Source organism: Thaumasiovibrio subtropicus (genome assembly GCF_019703835.1).
Classification (GTDB): Bacteria; Pseudomonadota; Gammaproteobacteria; order Enterobacterales; family Vibrionaceae; genus Thaumasiovibrio; species Thaumasiovibrio subtropicus.
In genome coordinates, this window is sequence record NZ_AP023054.1 from 240,557 (window position 1) to 259,623 (window position 19,067).

Here is a 19,067-nt window from a genome sequence, read left to right on the forward strand (position 1 = left end):
AGATGCAGGTTTCATAAGCGGCTTAGCCCACAAGTCGTCAAACTCACCTGAGTTTTTCGCAGAGTGCCGCTTGAAACCACGAAGGCACGGTTTGCTCTAGCCAGAAGTGTGGCGCTCGGAGCGTGCCTCCAACAAAACCTACATGGCCGCCTCTATCGAGCAAATCATAGTGAATATTGTCGGGTAGTGTCTCGCGCGCAGGGATGACACTCTTGTCCATGAAGGGGTCGTCAATCGCATGGATGAATCGACAAGGTATGGTGATGTCAGATAAGCGCGGTAAGGCGCTGCATTTTGCATAGTAGTCTTGGGCATCCTTGAAACCATTGAGTGGTGCGGTAACCACATCATCAAATTGGTACAGGTTGCTGATGTTAAGTATCTGCTGACTATCTAGGACAAATTGCGCGGGGAAGGCTTGCTGTTTTTTGGCTGCGCGCTTTTTCAAGCTGTTAAGAAGATAAGCTTGATAGATCTTGGAGAAACCTTGTTGGATCCGTTTTGCACAGCTTGCCAATTGCAGTGGCGCTGAGACGATTTGCGCCGCGCAAATTTTAGTGTCTTGGCGATATTGTGCGAGGTAGTTGGCCAGCATATTGCCGCCAAGGGAAATACCGACTGCAATAATCTGGCGCTGTGGATGATGACGCTGTAGCCATTGAAGTACATAGCGCGCATCATGTGTGTGGCCTGAGTGATAACTCGCTGCGTAGCGGTTGGGCTCGCCACTGCAGCCCCGAAAGTGCATCATTACGCCCAACCAGCCTTGTTGTGCCGCAGAATGTAATAAACCATTCGCATAAGGGCTGTGAAAGCAGCCTTCCAATCCATGAAAGAGCACGAACAGTGGGGCGTGTTTCTCCGCATTGTTGGTGGTCCAAGCCAGATCAATGAAATCGCCATCAGGGGTGACTAAGCGTTGATTTCGCGGCGTAAACAGAGGTTGTCGACGAAGGAAGCGTGGCAACAAGGTTTGTAAATGTGGATGGCTACAGCCGGTGAGTGGTGTGAAGTGATTATCCCTGTCCATGTAATGCCTGTTCTAAATGGGGGGCGCCAAGTTGGGCACAATAGAGCGCTAAACCTTGTGCTTGTGATGCCTTTGGTTGCAAGGACGCAGGCTGCACCGAGGACGTAGGTTGCACTATGTTATCTGCTACGTGTGTTTCCCACTGTTGGATTAATGTCGCTTGCTGCTGCTTTTCTAAAGAGAGTTCGAAGTCCAGCAACGCTTGGTAATCTGCGTGGTTTAATCGTGGCTTCAACTGCCGGCGCAGTCGGCGAAAGTCGTCAGTTGTGTGACTGATGGCGTGAAGGCAAGCGAGCAACTTATTGAGAAGCAAACCGTTCGTCTGATACTGCTGCTGTTCAAGATAAATGAGAAAAAGGGCAAGGTTAACATTGCCCTGATAGTGATCTTGTAGGGTCAAACAAGCTGCCTCAACCCCGGGTTTTTGATAGTGGGATACGCTGAATTGCCAGAAAGCATCCAGAGTGAGCGTGATAGCACGGTGATCTTGACCCATAGGTTGTTCCCTCAATCTGCTTGTTTCAACTCGAGCAATCAGAAGGACGCTGGGGCAAGGCGCTGCCACAGCGTCTTTTTCTCACTCACCCCTCTATGGAGCGCTTAAATTCTGCCTCTGCGGACTCAAGTTGTTCAGTGATGTCCATCCAAGACATCTCCGTCTCTTCTAGGCTGTTTTTAGCTTCGGCTTGTTGTTGCAGTAGGGTGGTGAGCTTGGTTTTGCTTTCTGCGTTATAGATTTCGCTATCTGCAAGCTGATTTTCAATCTCTGTTAATTGATGAGAGAGCGTATCCATCTCATTGTCTAGCTTGGTTAGTGATTTACGTAATGGCGCCGTTTGTTGTCTAAACGCTGCCTCCAAGCGCTTTATCTCTTTGCGGGACAGCGAAGGTTTGGTCATCTCATTGCTATCGGCGCTTTTTTCTGCGCTTTGTGCTTTACGTTCCTCGCGCTGCTGCTCTGTTAGCCATTTATAGTAATCGTCGAGGTCGCCATTGAATGGGGCGACTTGGCGGTCATGAACAAGGTAGAGATCATCGGTTGTGGCGCGCAGTAGGTACCGATCGTGACTGACGATGACCATGGCCCCTTCGTATGATTGCAGTGCTAGCGTCAATGCTTGGCGCATGTCCAAGTCTAAGTGGTTGGTCGGCTCATCAAGTAAGAGTAGATTAGGACGCTGCCACACGATCAAAGCCAATACTAGGCGTGCTTTCTCTCCGCCAGAGAAGGGGCCGACAACATCTAGAGCTTTGTCTCCATGGAAACCAAAAGCGCCGAGGTAGTTACGAAGCTCTAACTCGCCCTTGTCTGGCGCCAGTCGACTCAAGTGTTGCAGTGGCGTGTCATCCATGCGCAAGGTTTCAACTTGATGCTGGGCAAAGTAGCCGATTTTGACGCCTTGAGAGTAGGTCAGATCACCTGCTTGCGCGGATAGGTCTGAAGAGAGCAGTTTGATCAGCGTAGATTTACCCGCGCCATTGCGGCCAAGCAGACCAATTCGGCTTCCCGGAACTAAGTTGAGGCGGATCTTCTCAAGGATGGTGTTATCGTTGTAGCCGGCAGCAACGTCATCCATCATTAGGATGGGGTTGGGTAAGGCATGGGGTTCGCGAAACTCAAAGCTGAAAGGGTTATCGAACTGCGCTGGCAGTACTTTCTCCATACGCTCCAACGCTTTCAAGCGACTTTGCGCTTGGCGAGCTTTACTGGCTTTGTAACGGAAGCGATCAATGTATGACTGCATGTGCGCCATCTGCTTCTGCTGTTTCTGAAACTGCGCTTGCTGTTGAAGCAGACGCTCAGCACGTTGGTTTTCGAACGATGAGTAGTTGCCGGTGTACTCATTCAGCTTTTGCGCTTCAACATGAATAATGCGGCTCACAACGGGGTCGAGAAAGTCACGGTCGTGAGAAATCAAAATCAGTGTGCCGGGATAGGCTTGTAACCAGCGCTCAAGCCACATCACGGCATCGAGGTCTAAGTGGTTAGTGGGCTCATCGAGTAGTAGCAGATCAGAGCGGCAGATAAGGGCTTGAGCGAGGTTCAAGCGCATTCGCCAGCCACCAGAAAACTGCGTGAGCATCCAACCCATCTGTTGTTGCGAGAACCCTAAACCATTGAGCAATTCTGCTGCGCGGGCGCGGATAGTATAGCCACCAATGATATCCAGCTTGCCATGGAGTTCTGCCGCTAGGGTGCCATTGTCGTCAGCTTCAGCTTGCGCGAGTTGACGCTCCAAATCACGGTATTCACGATCGCCATCAATAACATATTCAATTGCTTCTCGCTCTAATGCGGGTGTTTCTTGGGCAACCCAAGCCAGCTCCCAGTTCGCCGGGTACTGATAGGAACCTGCATCGAGGGAGAGTTCGTGCTTTAGCAAGGCAAAGAGGGTGGATTTACCACAGCCGTTTTTGCCCACTAAGCCCACTCGGTCGCCGGGGTGAATAGTGGCAGATGTTTGGTCGAGAAGAATGTTGCCGCCACGTAGCAGCTGAATGTCTGAGATGGTGATCATGAGAATGCTCGGAAACCGCTCCGTGATAGTGTTAACGACGGCATCTTATGTGTTGTGGTGTGAATTGTCGACAGCGGCGTCTCATTCTCGGTCTGTAAATGAAACTTCTTTTCTCTGTGGGTGGCTTGGGTATAAAGATTTGCTAAGGTAAAGAAAGTGTTAAATTTTTTAGGGGTACTCATGGTAGAGAGCAGAACGTCGCAGAGCTGGGAGCAAGCTCAAGGAAGTGAGGACGGCGTTTCCCCACCGAAAGTGCTGATCATCTTTGTCCATCCTGATCCACAGCAATCGATCGCCAACCATGCACTGCTTGAGTTTTCACGTATGTTGGCCAATGTCACCGTGCATGACCTTTACGCCAGTTATCCAGATTTTTTTATTGATGTGGAAAAAGAACGTGCTTTGCTGGCTGCGCACGATGTGATTGTTTTTCAGCACCCGTTGTATATGTACTCTTGCCCAGCGTTGCTAAAAGAGTGGCTCGATAGAGTGCTCGGAAAGGATTATGCCCATGGTGAGGGGAGTGCGTTGGCGGGGAAATATTGGCGTAGCATTATCACGACGGGAGGCTCGGCAGATGCGTACAGTGCGACTGGCTATAACCGCTACGACATTGATTCCATTCTGCGCCCGTTTGAACTGATTGCAGCCTTATGCCAAATGGTATGGATTCCACCTATGGTGGTGCATTGGGCTCGGCGGCTTCCACAGCAAGAGTTAGAGCATCATGCTTTGCGTTATCGTCAGTGGTTATGCCGGCCTGACTTAGTGTCCACGGAGGAGGTAAACGATGGCCGCTGATTTTTTAGAAAGCAGTGTGGTGTTTCTTGCTGCTGCCGTGGTCACAGTGCCCCTTGCTCAGCGACTGGGGTTGGGTTCGGTGCTTGGCTATTTAATTGCGGGGGTAGCGATAGGGCCATGGGGACTGGGACTGATAAGTGATGTGGAAGCGATTTTGCACTTCTCCGAGTTTGGTGTGGTCTTGCTGTTGTTTTTGATTGGCTTAGAGCTGAACCCCAAAAAGCTCTGGCAAATGAGAAAGCCGATCATTGGATTCGGTGGTGGTCAGTTGCTCTTTACGGCGTTGGCATTGATGGTGCCCTTAATCGGGATGGGCAGCTCAGTGAATACCGCCGTTTTAATTGCGTTGGGGTTGGGATTGTCATCGACTGCTGTGGCGCTCAAGTTAATTGAAGAACAAGGGTTAGTGGGTACCGAAGCGGGGCAGTCTGGTTTTGCGGTGCTGTTGTTTCAAGATATTGCGGTGATCCCCATTTTAGCGTTGTTGCCACTGTTGGCAGGGCAAGCGGGAGGGAATAGCGCCTCAGCGTTTTATATGGTGGCAGGAATCATACTGCTTTTGGTGGCGGGCCACTATTTGCTGCGTCCACTGTTCCGATGGGTGGTGATGAGCGGTGTACGTGAGTTGTTCAATGTCGCTGCCCTTTTACTGGTGGTCGGTATTGCGCTATTGATGAACTCATTGGGTTTGTCGATGGCTTTGGGTGCTTTCTTGGCAGGCGTGTTGCTGGCAGAAAGTGAGTATCGTCATGAGTTAGAGATTGCGATAGAACCCTTTAAAGGGTTGCTGCTGGGCTTGTTTTTTATCGCGGTAGGGATGACGGTCAACTTAGAGCTGCTTTGGCAAAACCCCTTGATGATTTTGGGTGCCGTAGCTGGGCTGGTAGCGATCAAGATATCTGTGCTCTATGGCTTGAGTTATGCGATGAAACTGCCTTCAAAGACACGCAGCCAAGTTGCGGTGATCTTAAGTCAAGGCGGTGAGTTTGCCTTTGTTATTTTCACTGCGGCAAAAATGCAGGGCATGTTGTCTGCTGAGCTGACGGCGTATTTGCTGGTCATTGTCAGCTTGTCTATGGTCACCACGCCGCTTTTACTCATTATGCAGCGACGCTGGTATAAACGGAGTTTTGCTGCAGATAGCGCGCCGAAACCGAATGCCAGCGATATCCATCATGATAATCCCCGGGTGATCATCGCCGGATTTGGTCGGTTTGGTCAGGTTGTCGGGCGTCTATTGTTTGCTAACAAAATTCCTGTGACTGTACTCGAGCGCGATCCTAGCCAAATTGCACTGTTAAGAAAGTTCGGTTATCGGGTCTACTATGGTGATGCGACGCAGTTGAACTTGTTGCGCGCCGCGGGTGCTGATAATGCGGAAGCGATTGTTATCTGTACCGACTCACCCGACGAAGTGATGGAAGTGGTGGAACTGTGTCGACACTATTTTCCGCATTTAAAGATCCTTGCACGAGCACGTAGTCGTGTTGAGGCGTATCAGTTGCTCAGTTTGGGGATTGAACATTTTTCTCGCGAAACGTTTGATGGCGCCTTAGATTTGGGTCGACAAGCGTTAGTCGCTTTGGGGATGCATCCGTATAAGGCTAAGCGAGCAGAGAGTCATTTTCGTAAGCTTGATCTCGCTGTGCTCAGAGACTTGTTGCCGCAACACAGTGAAGACGTTACGTTGGCGACGCGCGCCAAAGAAGCGCGTCAAGAACTCGAAGAGATCTTTGATAGAGAAATGCAGAATGAACGCGATGGCCAAGAAGATTGGAATGAACACCATGCTGTCGCGAATAAATTGAGAGAAAGTAATGACTAAAAAACGCTTTATCGCTGGTGCGAAATGCCCTGCGTGTCAGGCTACTGATACGTTGCGCTGGTGGGTGGAGAACAATATAGAGCATGTTGAGTGTGTCGCTTGCCAGCATCAAGACCAACGGTTACCTAAGTCGGTGGAGCAAGAAACAGCAAATAACAAAGGGGCGATGATCGGGGTGTTTAAACCTGACTAAGCGCCGCCATCTCACCGACGAATATCCTTAAAGGATGTAGGATGTTTCTCGCATCTCACATAAAGGTTGGTTATGATGCCCGCGAAACAAAGAGCGAAGGTGCTTTTTAAATCTTTTATCCTGGAGTCAATATGAAAATTGCAAAAGACACAGTAGTAAGTCTTGCTTATACCCTAAAGACTGAAGAGGGTGTAGTGGTTGATCAATCAAGTGTAGAAGCGCCAATCGATTACTTGCATGGCCATAGCAATTTGATTGTTGGTTTGGAAAAAGCCTTAGAAGGTAAAGCCGAAGGCGAAAGCTTCGAGGTAACGGTAGCACCTGAAGAAGCCTACGGTGAGTATCAAGATGCACTTGTTCAGCGCGTGCCAGCAGACGTGTTCCAAGGTGTCGATGAGATCACCGTCGGTATGCGTTTTCTTGCCGATACGGATCAAGGGCCAGTGCCTGTTGAGGTTACAGAAGTCGACGGTGACCATGTTGTTGTAGATGGTAACCATATGCTAGCGGGTCAAAGCTTGTCGTTTGAAGTACAAGTTGTTGCTGTTCGCGAAGCGACCGCAGAAGAAGCAGAGCATGGTCATCTACACCAAGAAGGTGGTTGTTGCGGTGGTGGTAGCTGCGGTGACAAAGAAGACAAAGGTGATGATCACGAGTGTTGTGGCGGCGGTAACTGCGGTAGCCACTAATTTTTACGTGATGAAAACGATAAAAAAGGTGCTGAGCAGCACCTTTTTTTGATCTCGACTAGTAGTGAGGGGGCGGGGTTTCTTCCGACTCTTTGGCTAAGTTTGAACTTGAGGCACTTTTCACCCGCTCGACGAGGTGCTGCATTTGGACCTGAATTTTCTCCAAGGCCAGTTGATGTGCCGCAATCTCATTGTTTAGTGCGTCAATCGTATCGTCTTGAAAGGCGACCTTCATTTCCAACTCATCAATACGTTGGCGTAGTTGCGCGGTATCTTGCTGCTTCATTTCATCTCTGCCTGCCAGGCCTGAACGATACCTGCTGAGGTTGCAGATATTACCCGGTTCTGTGAATCCAAAGCGACATCATACACCACTGCGCTCGGAGGGCGAGCATTCTCCAATGCTGCTGATTGCCAGCGGTGAATTTTTTTGCCATCTGCAGTGCGCCAAACCTCAACATATCGGCCTGGGGTGCCTGTAACGAGGAATTGACCATCATCAGAAAAGCGGGCACTGCTGAAGTTCTGCTGACGCACGGAAATACTCAGTTCAGTGACTTTTTCGCCGTTGCTCAGATCCCAGATGAAACCATTCCCTTCGCTGTCAGCCGTAAACGCATAGTTGCCATCGCGCTGCAACGCAACTTGGCGAACACGTGCGCGATGAGGGAAGTGATAAAGCGCTTGGCCAGTGTTGGTGTCCCAGAAATAGGCATTTTTGTCGTTACCGCCAGAAAGGGCGTAGCGTCCATTTGGGGCGATCGCCACAGAATTCACTTTTTCTTGGTGGGCGAGGAACTCTAAGCGCCGTCCAGTGCCCAAGTTGACATAAATGGCTTTGCCATTGGTGAGACCGAGCAAAACTTGCTCGCCATTGGATGCGATATCGGCGTCGATGATGACGCCATCTGAAATGGACCAGAGCCCCTCTGCTTGCCCCCATGCGAGATCCCAGACAGCAAAGTTGTCTTGAGTCGCGGTTAGTGCGTAGCGAGGATTATCGGCGATGGTGGCGGTGACAACGGCACTACCACGTGGGTCTTGTGCACCAAATCGGGCTAAGGCTTGATTACTGCCTAAGTCATAGAGAACGATATCTTGTTCAACAGAGTAAAAAAGGGCGAAGCGGCCATCTCGACTGAGCGCCATACTGGGCGCCCCTTCTGGAGCCAATGTCCAACGTTGTTGTTCGGTTTGCCAAAACTCACATCCAATAATCGTGAGCAATGTCCAAAACAGCAAAATAAATCGACGCGCGAATACCATTAAGTTTTTGTTCCGCTATGTTATGTTGCTACTGGGACTAGTATATTGATTATTACAAGCATTAGTACTGCCTGCGACCTTACAGGCAGAGAAAAGAGGCTCTTGTCTCTCATTATCACGGAGAAATTATGAAACCTGTTCTAAAAATGACAGCGATCGCTGCCACTGTACTTCTGGCAATGGGTTGCCAAGGCGAATCTGTTGCTGAGACAAAAACGCCAGAGCCTGTCGCTGTAGAGCAAGCAGTTGAATCGACAGCAGTAGAGCAAGTGGTTGAGGCTGCGGAAGTAGAAGTCGCAGCAGAAGAGCTATTCGCAACTGACGATGCGAAAGCGGCTTACGCGATTGGTGCATCTTTGGGTCAGTACCTAGCGACAAATCTTGAGCAACAAGCTGAACTCGGCTTGTCGCTAGATAGCAAAGACGTACTACAAGGTGTACAAGATGCATTCGCTGGCGAAAGCAAAATGACACCAGAAGAGATGCAAGCTGCGCTGCAAGAGCTAGATCAGCGAGTTTCTGCGCTTGTCACCGCGAAGATGGAAGAAGAAGCGAAGAAAACCATTGAAGCGGGTGAAGCATTCCGCACGGCATTCGAAGCGGAAGAAGGCAGTGTGAAGACAGACACGGGTCTACTTTACCAAGTGCTGTCTCAGGGTGAAGGCGCTAAGCCATCTGAGATGGATACTGTTGAAGTTCACTACCGTGGCACTTTGATTGATGGTACAGAGTTTGATAGCTCATACTCGCGCAACCAGTCGACGTCTTTCCCATTGAATCAAGTGATTCCTGGCTGGACTGAAGGTTTACAATTGATGCCGGTTGGCTCTAAGTTCAAGTTTGTTATTCCGCCTGAGCTCGCTTACGGCGCGCAAAATACACCAACAATCCCAGCTAACTCGACATTGGTTTTCGAAGTTGAGCTACTAAGCATCCCATCTCAGCAAGCTGAAGAACAAACCCAGTAAAATTTACTTTACTTGCTATAGATCATGTTTTTGACCCCGCTTAAGCGGGGTCTTTTCGTTGGAGCATGTTAAAAATCTGATAAACTTACCAGAATATTTTGATTTTGAACCTACAAGGGCATAGCTGTGATGACAACGGATGAAAACCTTGTTCAGGATGTAGTAGTGGAAAGCGAGTTGATTCAGGACCGTGCTTTCACCGAACAAGATTATACGCTGCTTCGCTCTTATGAGGCGGTAGTAGATGGTTTAGCGGCACTGATTGGCGGCCACTGTGAGATTGTGTTGCACTCATTGGACAACTTGAACACATCGGCTGTGAAAATAGCGAATGGAGAGATAACCGGGCGCCAAGTAGGCTCTCCGATTACGGATCTTGCGCTACGCATGCTGCGTGACATCGAAGGCTCAGAGCGCAACTTTTCTCGTGCTTACTTCACCCGAGCTAAAGGTGGCGTGTTAATGAAGTCGATCACCATTGCGATTCGCAACGGTGAGGAACGTGTTATCGGCTTGCTATGTATCAATATCAATCTTGACGCGCCTTTCTCTCAGATTCTTCAAGCCTTTATGCCGAATGAAGAAGCGAAGCAAGCTGCCTCATCAGTCAACTTTGCAAGTGATGTGGACGAGCTGGTCGACCAAACGGTAGAACGCACGATTGAAGAGATCAATGCCGATAAGGACGTGTCTAATAATGCTAAGAACCGTCAAATCGTCATGGCGCTCTATGATAAAGGTATTTTTGATATTAAAGATGCGATTAACCGTGTGGCTGACCGCCTGAATATCTCGAAACATACTGTCTATCTCTACATTCGCCAGCGTAAAACTGAGGATGGTGAAAAGTGAGCCTGACTTACGCCCTGGTGATTAATGGCCCTGCTTACGGTACGCAAGCGGCGAGAACCGCGTATGGTGTCGCATTAGCCGTCATTGAAGGTGGGCATAAGTTAAGTCAAATCTTCTTTTATCAAGATGGGGTGCACAATGCATCAGCATTGACTGCGCCAGCATCTGATGAGTTCGATCTTGTTGCCGCGTGGCAAACGCTAGCGTCTGTACATCAAGTTGAACTTCACACATGCATAGCCGCGGCACTTAGACGTGGTGTTGTGAGCGATATCGAAGCAAGCCAAGAAGGCTTACCTGCAAGCAATATGGCTGAGGGATTTACCCAGTCGGGCCTTGGTGTGCTCGCGGAGTCCTTACTTACCGCAGACCGCGTTTTACAGTTTTGAGCAGTACCATGAGTAAGCGGAGGGAGAGATGAAAACACTGGGTTTTATTTTTAAGTCTGCACCGCATATGGTCAATGCGGGTCGAGAGGGGACTGACGCAATCCTTGCGACTGCCGCCTACTGTGAGCAGATAAAAGTGTTCTTTCTCGCGGATGGGGTCACGCAATCGCTGAGTGGCCAACAGACTAGCGGTATTTATAGTCGTGATTACAGTCATAGCTTCAAGCTCTTCGATTTGTACGATATTGAAGAGATTTACTTCTGCGAACTTTCTTTAAAAGAGCGAGGGCTGACTGTGGCAGACTGTTTAATCGAGGGAGATGCCGTATCTCCGCAAGTGATTCGTCAGCAGTTGGCGGATTGTGATCAGATAATGGTGTTCTAACCATGCTACATATTGTGACTTCTTCTCCCTTTTCCAGCCAAAGCCTGCAAACCTGTCTACGCTATAGTAGTCATGAAGATGAAATAATCTTGATGCAGGATGCGGTGTTTGCTGCGCTAGCAGAGACGCCATACGCCAACGCGTTGGCGCAGCGAAGTGGACAAGTTTATGTGTACGCACCGGATATTCAGGCGCGTGGAGTCGAAAAGAAGTTAGTCAGTGGTTTCCCGCAAATCGACAATAATGCGTTTGTCGCCCTGACCGTACAGCACACACAACAGATTAATTGGCAGTAAAACCCCGCTAATTTACGCCGTGTGCGGTTTTTGTACAAAAAGATCCCCAAATGATCTTGTATAAATCTTGACACCTCTATGCTCGACGCCTAAAATTTCGCGTCCCCTCCTAGTAGGGGGCTAGATTTTTCACGTTTTTCAAAAATAATCAGGAGCTATTTAATGGCAACTATTAACCAGCTGGTACGTAAACCACGCGCAAAGCAAGTTGCAAAAAGCAACGTGCCAGCGCTGTCTGCGTGTCCGCAAAAGCGTGGTGTTTGTACTCGTGTTTACACCACTACTCCTAAAAAACCTAACTCGGCACTACGTAAAGTATGTCGTGTTCGCCTAACCAACGGTTTCGAAGTTACTTCTTACATCGGTGGTGAAGGTCACAACCTACAAGAGCACAGTGTTGTTCTTATCCGTGGCGGTCGTGTTAAAGACTTGCCAGGTGTGCGTTACCACACCGTTCGCGGTGCACTTGACTGTGCAGGCGTAAATGACCGTAAACAAGGTCGTTCTAAGTACGGTGTGAAGCGTCCTAAGTCTTAATGCCCTTCTTTTTAAAAAGAAGCGTTAAGTAAGGCCAAACACTAAAATTATTTATTAATTTTTGAAGAAACTGCAAAGTTTTGGATAACCTGAAGAAAAAGACTACGGAGAATTTCCATGCCACGTCGTCGCGTAATTGGTCAGCGTAAGATCCTTCCAGATCCAAAGTTCAAATCTGAACTGCTGGCAAAATTTGTCAACATCCTGATGGTTGACGGTAAAAAATCTACTGCAGAGAAAATTGTTTACACTGCACTAGACACAATGGCTGAGCGTTCAAGTGAAGAACACCTAGCTATTTTTGAAAAAGCTCTTGAAAACGTTCGCCCAGCGGTAGAGGTTAAATCTCGTCGTGTGGGTGGTTCAACTTACCAAGTACCTGTAGAAGTTCGTCCGGTTCGCCGTAACGCACTTGCTATGCGTTGGTTGGTTGAAGCTGCGCGTAAGCGTGGTGAAAAATCTATGGCTCAGCGCCTAGCAAACGAAATGCTAGATGCAGCTGACAACAAAGGTTCTGCTGTTAAGAAACGTGAAGACGTTCACCGCATGGCAGAAGCGAACAAAGCGTTTGCTCATTACCGTTGGTAATACCTTTGCTGGCGCAGCAGTTTTGCTGCGCCACTTTTTATACCTAAGGATTTCCTTAGTACGAGGATACAACAGTGGCTCGCAAAACTCCTATTGAGCGCTACCGTAATATTGGTATCTGTGCTCACGTAGATGCCGGTAAAACAACGACTACCGAGCGTATTCTGTTTTACACAGGCCTTTCTCATAAGATCGGTGAAGTGCACGACGGCGCTGCTACCATGGACTGGATGGAGCAGGAGCAAGAGCGTGGTATCACCATTACCTCTGCGGCAACTACGACCTTCTGGCGTGGTATGGAAGCACAATTCCCAGAACACCGCGTCAATATTATCGATACTCCGGGACACGTTGACTTCACTATCGAAGTAGAGCGTTCTCTGCGTGTGCTTGATGGTGCTGTAGTTGTATTCTGTGGTTCTTCTGGCGTTGAGCCTCAGTCTGAGACTGTATGGCGTCAAGCGGATAAATACGAAGTGCCACGTATGGTGTTCGTGAACAAGATGGACCGTGCTGGTGCTGACTTCCTACGTGTTGTTGACCAGATTAAAAACCGTCTTGGCGCAACCCCAGTGCCTATTCAATTGAATATTGGCGCAGAAGATGAATTCAAAGGTGTGATTGACCTTATTAAAATGAAGGCAATCAACTGGAGTGAAGCTGATCAGGGTATGACTTTCGAATACGAAGCTATCCCTGCTGACATGGTGGATGAGGCCGAAGAATGGCGTCAACACATGATCGAATCAGCGGCTGAAGCGACTGAAGAACTGATGGATAAGTACCTTGAAGAAGGTGAGCTGTCAGAAGAAGAGATCAAAGCAGGTCTGCGTGCGCGCACACTGAACAATGAGATTGTTCTAGCAACCTGTGGCTCAGCATTCAAAAACAAAGGTGTTCAGGCAGTACTGGATGCCGTGATTGAGTTCCTACCATCTCCGACGGATGTGAAAGCGATCCGCGGTGAGGATGAGTTAGGTAACGAAATCGAGCGTCACTCAGACGACAATGAACCGTTCTCGGCATTGGCGTTTAAAATTGCGACTGACCCATTCGTCGGTACATTGACCTTCATGCGTGTTTACTCTGGCGTCGTTAACTCTGGCGACACGGTATACAACTCTGTGAAGCAGAAGCGTGAGCGCTTCGGCCGAATCGTACAGATGCATTCAAATAAGCGTGAAGAGATCAAAGAAGTTCGTGCGGGTGATATCGCTGCCGCTATCGGCCTAAAAGATGTCACAACGGGCGACACGCTTTGCAGTATGGATGACAAAGTTGTTCTGGAGCGTATGGAGTTCCCTGAGCCAGTTATTCAGATTGCAGTAGAGCCAAGATCAAAAGCAGACCAGGAGAAGATGGGTATTGCCCTCGGTAAACTGGCTGCAGAAGACCCTTCTTTCCGCGTTGAAACGGATGATGAATCAGGTCAGACCCTTATCTCAGGTATGGGTGAGCTGCACTTGGACATCATCGTTGACCGTATGCGTCGCGAGTTCAGCGTGGAATGTAATGTCGGTAAACCTCAGGTTGCTTTCCGTGAGACGATTCGCGGCAAGACTGAGGTGGAAGGCAAGTTTGTTCGTCAGTCAGGTGGCCGTGGTCAATATGGTCATGTGTGGCTGAAGATCGAACCTTCCGAGCCGGGTGAAGGTTTCGTCTTTGTAGACGAAATCGTTGGTGGTGTAGTACCGAAGGAATACATCGGTGCGGTCGCCAAGGGTGTTGAAGAGCAGATGAACAATGGTGTCCTTGCGGGTTACCCAGTATTGGATGTCAAAGCAACTCTGTTTGATGGCTCTTACCACGATGTTGACTCAAATGAGATGGCGTTTAAAATCGCTGGCTCAATGGCTTTCAGAAAGGGTGCGCTTGATGCCAACCCTGTGATTCTAGAGCCTATGATGAAAGTGGAAGTGACCACACCTGAAGATTGGATGGGTGATGTTGTTGGTGACTTGAACCGTCGCCGCGGTATGATCGAGGGTATGGAAGAAGGTCCTGCGGGACTGAAAATTATCCGTGCTCAAGTGCCGCTTGCTGAAATGTTCGGTTACGCAACGGATCTCCGCTCTGCAACCCAAGGTCGTGCATCGTACTCGATGGAATTCAGTGAATATGCTGAAGTACCTAAGAACGTTGCTGACAATATTATTGCTGAGCGTAATTAGTGGTAATTTGGCGCTGACTTCGCGTTAGCGCTACATTTTGTTAAGACTTCTGAACATTTTCACGACGGTGAAAATGACAATCAACTAGGAAGGAACACGATCGTGTCTAAAGAAAAATTTGAACGTACGAAACCGCACGTTAACGTTGGTACTATCGGCCACGTTGACCACGGTAAAACTACTCTAACTGCAGCTATCTGTACTACTTTGTCAAAAGTATACGGTGGTGAAGCGAAAGACTTCGCATCTATCGATAACGCTCCAGAAGAGCGTGAGCGTGGTATCACAATCTCTACTTCACACGTAGAGTACGATACTCCAACTCGTCACTACGCACACGTTGACTGCCCAGGACACGCTGACTACGTTAAGAACATGATCACCGGTGCTGCACAGATGGACGGTGGTATCCTTGTAGTAGCTGCGACTGATGGCCCAATGCCTCAGACTCGTGAGCACATCCTACTAGGTCGTCAGGTTGGTATCCCTTACATCATCGTATTCATGAACAAGTGTGACATGGTTGATGATGAAGAGCTACTAGAGCTAGTTGAGATGGAAGTTCGTGAACTTCTTTCTGAGTACGACTTCCCAGGTGATGACTGCCCAGTAATCATGGGTTCAGCTCTAGGTGCACTTAACGGTGAGAAAGAGTGGGAAGACAAAGTTGTTGAGCTAGCAGAAGCGCTAGACAGCTACATCCCAGAGCCAGAGCGTGCAATCGACAAGCCGTTCATCCTACCAATCGAAGATGTATTCTCAATCCAAGGCCGTGGTACAGTTGTAACTGGTCGTGTTGAGCAAGGTATCATCAACGTAGGTGACGAAGTAGAAATCATCGGTATCAAAGAGACAACCACTACAACTTGTACTGGTGTTGAAATGTTCCGTAAGCTTCTAGACGAAGGCCGTGCTGGTGAGAACGTTGGTGTTCTACTACGTGGTACTAAGCGTGACGAAGTTGAGCGTGGTCAAGTACTAGCGAAGCCTGGTTCAATCACTCCGCACACTAAGTTCGAGTCAGAAGTATACGTACTTTCAAAAGACGAAGGCGGCCGTCATACTCCGTTCTTCAAAGGCTACCGTCCACAGTTCTACTTCCGTACAACTGACGTGACTGGTACTATCGAGCTGCCAGAAGGCGTTGAGATGGTAATGCCAGGCGACAACATTAAGATGGTTGTAGAGCTAATCGCTCCAATCGCAATGGATGAAGGTCTACGCTTCGCAATCCGTGAAGGTGGCCGTACCGTTGGTGCTGGTGTTGTAGCTAAGATCTTCGACTAATATATAGTCTGATCTTACTACTGAAAAGAGGAGCTTCGGCTCCTCTTTTTGTTATCCGACGTTCGGTTAATCTTAGGTAACACTGAGGTATTGCTGCGGCGACACAGCTGTAATAAATCTTTCCTTAGCTTTCAATTAGATAGAAATTATTCCTATTTAGCACTGGAAATAGTAATTGTTCTCGTTTATATTTCTTTTGTTAGATGATTTTGGATACTATTTATGTACGTTTGTATTTGTCACGGGATCTCAGATAAGACGATCACGAAACTCGCGATAGAGCGTAGCGCTTATGACGTGAAAACGATTCGCCAGATTACGCCTTTAGGTTCGCAGTGCGGTAAGTGTATCCGGATGACGAAGGACATTCTTCAAGGTTTGAAAAGTGAGGCGCAATTACCGAAAGTCAGTTAGTTAAAAAAATGTTATAAAATTTTCATCTCTACCTCTTTAGGTGGTCTACATTTATGTAAACCATCAAAGGAGCGTATTGTCATGAAAGGCGATCCAAAAATCATTCAACACCTCAACAAAATCCTCGGCAACGAACTCATTGCGATCAATCAGTACTTCCTCCACGCCCGAATGTATAAAGACTGGGGATTAAAAGTGATCGCCGACAAAGAGTATGAAGAGTCTATCGATGAGATGAAGCATGCTGATGAGTTGACTGAACGGATTCTTTTCTTAGAAGGTATCCCAAACCTCCAAGACTTAGGCAAGCTTCGTATCGGTGAAGATACGAAAGAAATGCTTGAGTGTGACCTCGCATTGGAGCTTGATGCTATTCCAGATCTACGTGATGCGATTGAATACGCCGAGTCAGTTCGTGACTATGTTTCTCGTGACCTATTTCAAGATATTCTCGAAGATGAAGAAGAACATGTGGATTGGTTAGAGACACAACTGGGCTTAATAGAGAAAGTGGGTATAGAGAACTATAACCAAGCGCAGATCATTGAGTGTGATGATTAACTCGTTACTGTATTAAGCGACAACGCGATAGATAGTGTAGGAGGCCAAGTTGGCCTCCTTTTTTGTTTTTACTAGAGACTGAGGCTTATAAAGCCGGACAGAGCCTAAGGCTTATCTGATTCATTTTTAATCGGTGCTTGCAAAGCAAACTGTGATCTGTATAATGCCCGACACTGCTTAAGACATCATCGTCTTGTAAGCGCAGTTGTGAACCAATGAGCAAGTGAGGAAGAGAAGCGAAAGCTTCTATTAAATGTATACTCAGCTTACGTTCGCAGTCATTAAATTGACTGACAACGTTCCCGATTTGGGGACTACGGTTTCACATAAATCAATCGGCATTCTCTCGTATTTTCGAGTTTGAGTGGCGATATTGTTTGTGTAAATTTTTTAATTTGGAGCTCTGTCTCATGCAGAACCAACGTATTCGTATCCGCCTAAAAGCATTCGATCACCGTTTGATCGACGCTTCTACTGCGGAAATCGTTGAAACAGCTAAGCGCACTGGCGCACAGGTTAAGGGTCCAATCCCTCTACCAACTCGCAAAGAGCGTTTTACTGTTCTTATCTCTCCACACGTCAACAAGGATGCACGTGACCAGTACGAAATTCGTACTCACAAGCGTCTGATCGACATCGTTGAGCCAACTGATAAAACTGTTGATGCTCTGATGCGTCTTGACCTTGCTGCGGGCGTTGACGTCCAAATCAGCCTAGGTTAATAGGGGGAGTTTAAGAAATGATTGGTCTAATCGGTCGTAAAGTGGGCATGACCCGCGTCTTTACCGAAGAAGGCGCTTCTATCCCAGTAACTGTTGTTGAAGTTGAAGCAAACCGTGTTGCACAGGTTAAATCTGTTGACACTGATGGCTACAACGCAATTCAAGTTACTTCAGGTGCGAAGAAAGCTAACCGTGTAACTAAGCCAGAAGCTGGTCACTTTGCGAAAGCAGGTGTAGAAGCTGGTCGCGGTCTTTGGGAATTCCGTCTGGAAAACAACGAAGAGTTTGCAGTAGGCGCTGAGCTAACTGTTGAGCTGTTCAACGAAGTTAAAAAAGTCGACGTTACCGGCACATCTAAAGGTAAGGGCTTCCAAGGCGTAGTTAAGCGTTGGAATTTCCGTACTCAAGATATGTCTCACGGTAACTCATTGTCTCACCGCGCTCCTGGTTCTATTGGCCAGTGTCAAACTCCAGGCCGCGTGTTTAAAGGCAAGAAAATGGCTGGTCACATGGGTGCTGAGCGTGTAACGACTCAAAACCTAGAAATCGTACGTGTTGACGCTGAGCGTAACCTGCTTCTTATTAAAGGTGCAGTACCAGGCGCAACCGGTAGCGATGTGATCGTTAAACCAGCTGTTAAAGCGTAACGTCGAGGAGTTAGTAATGGAATTGGTAGTAAAAGGTGCTGATGCACTGACTGTTTCCGAATCTACCTTCGGGCGTGAGTTCAACGAAGCTCTGGTTCACCAGGTAGTCGTTGCATACGCAGCAGGTGCCCGTCAAGGTACTCGTGCACAGAAAACGCGTTCAGATGTTTCTGGCGGTGGCGCTAAGCCATGGCGTCAGAAAGGTACTGGCCGTGCACGTGCAGGTACGATCCGTAGCCCATTGTGGCGTACAGGTGGTGTAACTTTCGCAGCTCGTCCACAGGACCACAGCCAGAAAGTTAACAAGAAAATGTACCGTGGTGCGATGAAGAGCATTCTGTCTGAGCTAGTTCGCCAAGATCGTTTGATCGTGGTTGACGAGTTCGCAGTTGACGCGCCAAAAACTAAAGCACTAGTTGCTAAGCTGAAAGAGCTTGAGCTTACTGATGCACTTATCGTAACTGGCGAAGTAGATGAGAATCTATTCCTAGCAGCGCGTAACATCTACAAAGTAGACGTACGTGACGTTGCTGGTATCGACCCAGTTAGCTTGATCGCTTTCAATAAAGTTGTAATGACTGCTGCTGCAGTTAAGCAAGTTGAGGAGATGCTAGCATGATCACTGAAGAGCGTATCCTGAAAGTTCTGCGTGCTCCGCACATCTCTGAGAAAGCAACCATGGCTGCTGAAAACGGTAACACTATCGTATTCAAAGTAGCGATGGACGCGACTAAGCGTGAGATCAAGGCTGCAGTTGAGAAACTGTTCGAAGTTGAAGTTAAGTCTGTAAATACTCTTATCACTAAGGGTAAGACCAAGCGTCAAGGTATGCGTCAAGGCCGTCGTTCAGACGTGAAAAAAGCCTACGTTATCTTGAAAGAAGGTCAAGACATCGACTTCGCTGGTAGCGCAGAGTAAGACGAGGAG

General features: G+C 48.2%; 24 protein-coding genes. 19 read left to right on the top strand and 5 right to left on the bottom strand.

All coding sequences use genetic code 11. From position 1 onward, the window contains the following. Window positions 1-43: 43 nt before the first annotated feature. The 3 genes from TSUB_RS01160 to TSUB_RS01170 all read right to left on the bottom strand — a co-directional run bounded on the left by TSUB_RS01160 (window position 44) and on the right by TSUB_RS01170 (window position 3,549). Window positions 44-1,030, bottom strand: a complete 987-nt coding sequence (locus tag TSUB_RS01160) for a hydrolase (RefSeq protein WP_087017581.1) — start codon at window positions 1,028-1,030, stop codon at window positions 44-46. Further along, window positions 1,017-1,526, bottom strand: coding sequence for a TIGR02444 family protein (locus tag TSUB_RS01165; RefSeq protein WP_087017579.1), 510 nt, complete (start codon window positions 1,524-1,526; stop codon window positions 1,017-1,019). Before TSUB_RS01165 ends, TSUB_RS01160 begins: the two co-directional genes overlap by 14 nt. An 85-nt stretch (window positions 1,527-1,611) precedes the next feature. Further along, complete coding sequence (locus TSUB_RS01170) at window positions 1,612-3,549, bottom strand: ABC transporter ATP-binding protein (protein WP_087017577.1); 1,938 nt, start codon at window positions 3,547-3,549, stop codon at window positions 1,612-1,614. A 156-nt stretch (window positions 3,550-3,705) separates the two neighbouring features. On the opposite strand from TSUB_RS01170, the gene kefG reads away from it, so the two are divergent. From kefG to slyD, 4 genes are all read left to right on the top strand, one after another. After that, window positions 3,706-4,350: a glutathione-regulated potassium-efflux system ancillary protein KefG gene (kefG, locus tag TSUB_RS01175; RefSeq protein WP_246616386.1), complete on the top strand. Its 645-nt coding sequence runs from the start codon at window positions 3,706-3,708 to the stop codon at window positions 4,348-4,350. Continuing rightward, window positions 4,340-6,175 (top strand): glutathione-regulated potassium-efflux system protein KefB, encoded by a 1,836-nt coding sequence (kefB, locus tag TSUB_RS01180; protein ID WP_087017573.1) that lies wholly within the window; start codon window positions 4,340-4,342, stop codon window positions 6,173-6,175. The genes kefG and kefB overlap by 11 nt, the downstream gene beginning before the upstream one ends. Next, on the top strand, window positions 6,168-6,368 hold the full coding sequence (locus TSUB_RS01185; protein WP_087017571.1) for a YheV family putative zinc ribbon protein: 201 nt from the start codon (window positions 6,168-6,170) through the stop codon (window positions 6,366-6,368). Before kefB ends, TSUB_RS01185 begins: the two co-directional genes overlap by 8 nt. 131 nt (window positions 6,369-6,499) lie before the next feature. Then, a complete protein-coding gene (gene slyD / locus TSUB_RS01190; RefSeq protein WP_087017569.1) occupies window positions 6,500-7,057 on the top strand; it encodes a peptidylprolyl isomerase in 558 nt (185 codons plus the stop codon). Window positions 7,058-7,115: 58 nt separating this feature from the next. On the opposite strand, the gene TSUB_RS01195 is transcribed toward slyD, so the two are convergent. Together TSUB_RS01195 and TSUB_RS01200 are read right to left on the bottom strand one after the other, a co-directional pair. Beyond that, window positions 7,116-7,343, bottom strand: a complete 228-nt coding sequence (locus tag TSUB_RS01195; protein ID WP_087017567.1) for a SlyX family protein — start codon at window positions 7,341-7,343, stop codon at window positions 7,116-7,118. Further along, window positions 7,340-8,323, bottom strand: a complete 984-nt coding sequence (locus TSUB_RS01200; protein ID WP_087017565.1) for a WD40 repeat domain-containing protein — start codon at window positions 8,321-8,323, stop codon at window positions 7,340-7,342. The genes TSUB_RS01195 and TSUB_RS01200 overlap by 4 nt, the downstream gene beginning before the upstream one ends. A gap of 128 nt (window positions 8,324-8,451) precedes the next feature. On the opposite strand from TSUB_RS01200, the gene fkpA reads away from it, so the two are divergent. The 15 genes from fkpA (at window position 8,452) to rplW (ending at window position 19,058) form a co-directional block, all read left to right on the top strand. Beyond that, entirely contained in the window at window positions 8,452-9,291 is an 840-nt protein-coding gene (fkpA, locus tag TSUB_RS01205) for an FKBP-type peptidyl-prolyl cis-trans isomerase (RefSeq protein WP_087017563.1), read from the top strand. 129 nt (window positions 9,292-9,420) lie between these two features. Next, the gene (locus tag TSUB_RS01210) at window positions 9,421-10,143 is read left to right on the top strand and encodes a helix-turn-helix transcriptional regulator (protein ID WP_087017561.1); all 723 of its coding nucleotides are present in this window, start codon (window positions 9,421-9,423) and stop codon (window positions 10,141-10,143) included. After that, window positions 10,140-10,532, top strand: a complete 393-nt coding sequence (tusD, locus tag TSUB_RS01215) for a sulfurtransferase complex subunit TusD (protein ID WP_087017559.1) — start codon at window positions 10,140-10,142, stop codon at window positions 10,530-10,532. The genes TSUB_RS01210 and tusD overlap by 4 nt, the downstream gene beginning before the upstream one ends. Window positions 10,533-10,560: 28 nt before the next feature. Then, window positions 10,561-10,917, top strand: a complete 357-nt coding sequence (gene tusC / locus TSUB_RS01220) for a sulfurtransferase complex subunit TusC (protein ID WP_087017557.1) — start codon at window positions 10,561-10,563, stop codon at window positions 10,915-10,917. Between the two features lie 2 nt (window positions 10,918-10,919). Beyond that, window positions 10,920-11,213 (top strand): sulfurtransferase complex subunit TusB, encoded by a 294-nt coding sequence (gene tusB / locus TSUB_RS01225; RefSeq protein ID WP_087017555.1) that lies wholly within the window; start codon window positions 10,920-10,922, stop codon window positions 11,211-11,213. Between the two features lie 162 nt (window positions 11,214-11,375). Then, window positions 11,376-11,750: a 30S ribosomal protein S12 gene (gene rpsL / locus TSUB_RS01230; protein WP_087017553.1), complete on the top strand. Its 375-nt coding sequence runs from the start codon at window positions 11,376-11,378 to the stop codon at window positions 11,748-11,750. Window positions 11,751-11,867: 117 nt separating this feature from the next. After that, entirely contained in the window at window positions 11,868-12,338 is a 471-nt protein-coding gene (gene rpsG / locus TSUB_RS01235; RefSeq protein ID WP_087017551.1) for a 30S ribosomal protein S7, read from the top strand. Between the two features lie 74 nt (window positions 12,339-12,412). After that, on the top strand, window positions 12,413-14,509 hold the full coding sequence (gene fusA / locus TSUB_RS01240) for an elongation factor G (protein ID WP_087017549.1): 2,097 nt from the start codon (window positions 12,413-12,415) through the stop codon (window positions 14,507-14,509). Between the two features lie 102 nt (window positions 14,510-14,611). After that, window positions 14,612-15,796: an elongation factor Tu gene (tuf, locus tag TSUB_RS01245; protein ID WP_087017546.1), complete on the top strand. Its 1,185-nt coding sequence runs from the start codon at window positions 14,612-14,614 to the stop codon at window positions 15,794-15,796. Between the two features lie 222 nt (window positions 15,797-16,018). After that, window positions 16,019-16,210 carry a (2Fe-2S)-binding protein gene (locus TSUB_RS01250; protein WP_087017544.1) on the top strand — a complete coding sequence of 64 codons (192 nt, stop codon included), beginning with the start codon at window positions 16,019-16,021 and terminating at the stop codon, window positions 16,208-16,210. An 81-nt stretch (window positions 16,211-16,291) separates the two neighbouring features. Next, window positions 16,292-16,771 carry a bacterioferritin gene (bfr, locus tag TSUB_RS01255; protein ID WP_087017541.1) on the top strand — a complete coding sequence of 160 codons (480 nt, stop codon included), beginning with the start codon at window positions 16,292-16,294 and terminating at the stop codon, window positions 16,769-16,771. Window positions 16,772-17,181: 410 nt separating this feature from the next. Further along, the gene (gene rpsJ / locus TSUB_RS01260) at window positions 17,182-17,493 is read left to right on the top strand and encodes a 30S ribosomal protein S10 (RefSeq protein WP_068330617.1); all 312 of its coding nucleotides are present in this window, start codon (window positions 17,182-17,184) and stop codon (window positions 17,491-17,493) included. Between the two features lie 17 nt (window positions 17,494-17,510). Then, window positions 17,511-18,140, top strand: coding sequence for a 50S ribosomal protein L3 (gene rplC, locus TSUB_RS01265; protein ID WP_087017539.1), 630 nt, complete (start codon window positions 17,511-17,513; stop codon window positions 18,138-18,140). 16 nt (window positions 18,141-18,156) lie between these two features. After that, complete coding sequence (gene rplD / locus TSUB_RS01270; protein ID WP_087017537.1) at window positions 18,157-18,759, top strand: 50S ribosomal protein L4; 603 nt, start codon at window positions 18,157-18,159, stop codon at window positions 18,757-18,759. Continuing rightward, window positions 18,756-19,058: a 50S ribosomal protein L23 gene (rplW, locus tag TSUB_RS01275; RefSeq protein WP_087017535.1), complete on the top strand. Its 303-nt coding sequence runs from the start codon at window positions 18,756-18,758 to the stop codon at window positions 19,056-19,058. Before rplD ends, rplW begins: the two co-directional genes overlap by 4 nt. Window positions 19,059-19,067 lie beyond the last annotated feature (9 nt).

Bases quoted from the DNA above. Each gene is read 5' to 3' on its own strand.
- kefB (WP_087017573.1), top strand. From the start codon at position 4,340: ATGGCCGCTGATTTTTTAGAAAGCAGTGTGGTGTTTCTTGCTGCTGCC.
- rpsL (WP_087017553.1), top strand. From the start codon at position 11,376: ATGGCAACTATTAACCAGCTGGTACGTAAACCACGCGCAAAGCAAGTT.
- tusC (WP_087017557.1), top strand. From the start codon at position 10,561: ATGAAAACACTGGGTTTTATTTTTAAGTCTGCACCGCATATGGTCAAT.
- TSUB_RS01185 (WP_087017571.1), top strand. From the start codon at position 6,168: ATGACTAAAAAACGCTTTATCGCTGGTGCGAAATGCCCTGCGTGTCAG.
- rplW (WP_087017535.1), top strand. From the start codon at position 18,756: ATGATCACTGAAGAGCGTATCCTGAAAGTTCTGCGTGCTCCGCACATC.
- TSUB_RS01210 (WP_087017561.1), top strand. From the start codon at position 9,421: ATGACAACGGATGAAAACCTTGTTCAGGATGTAGTAGTGGAAAGCGAG.
- TSUB_RS01160 (WP_087017581.1), bottom strand. From the start codon at position 1,030: ATGGACAGGGATAATCACTTCACACCACTCACCGGCTGTAGCCATCCA.
- TSUB_RS01195 (WP_087017567.1), bottom strand. From the start codon at position 7,343: ATGAAGCAGCAAGATACCGCGCAACTACGCCAACGTATTGATGAGTTG.
- fkpA (WP_087017563.1), top strand. From the start codon at position 8,452: ATGAAACCTGTTCTAAAAATGACAGCGATCGCTGCCACTGTACTTCTG.
- rpsJ (WP_068330617.1), top strand. From the start codon at position 17,182: ATGCAGAACCAACGTATTCGTATCCGCCTAAAAGCATTCGATCACCGT.
- TSUB_RS01165 (WP_087017579.1), bottom strand. From the start codon at position 1,526: ATGGGTCAAGATCACCGTGCTATCACGCTCACTCTGGATGCTTTCTGG.
- TSUB_RS01250 (WP_087017544.1), top strand. From the start codon at position 16,019: ATGTACGTTTGTATTTGTCACGGGATCTCAGATAAGACGATCACGAAA.
- TSUB_RS01200 (WP_087017565.1), bottom strand. From the start codon at position 8,323: ATGGTATTCGCGCGTCGATTTATTTTGCTGTTTTGGACATTGCTCACG.
- rplD (WP_087017537.1), top strand. From the start codon at position 18,157: ATGGAATTGGTAGTAAAAGGTGCTGATGCACTGACTGTTTCCGAATCT.
- rplC (WP_087017539.1), top strand. From the start codon at position 17,511: ATGATTGGTCTAATCGGTCGTAAAGTGGGCATGACCCGCGTCTTTACC.
- tusB (WP_087017555.1), top strand. From the start codon at position 10,920: ATGCTACATATTGTGACTTCTTCTCCCTTTTCCAGCCAAAGCCTGCAA.
- TSUB_RS01170 (WP_087017577.1), bottom strand. From the start codon at position 3,549: ATGATCACCATCTCAGACATTCAGCTGCTACGTGGCGGCAACATTCTT.
- slyD (WP_087017569.1), top strand. From the start codon at position 6,500: ATGAAAATTGCAAAAGACACAGTAGTAAGTCTTGCTTATACCCTAAAG.
- rpsG (WP_087017551.1), top strand. From the start codon at position 11,868: ATGCCACGTCGTCGCGTAATTGGTCAGCGTAAGATCCTTCCAGATCCA.
- bfr (WP_087017541.1), top strand. From the start codon at position 16,292: ATGAAAGGCGATCCAAAAATCATTCAACACCTCAACAAAATCCTCGGC.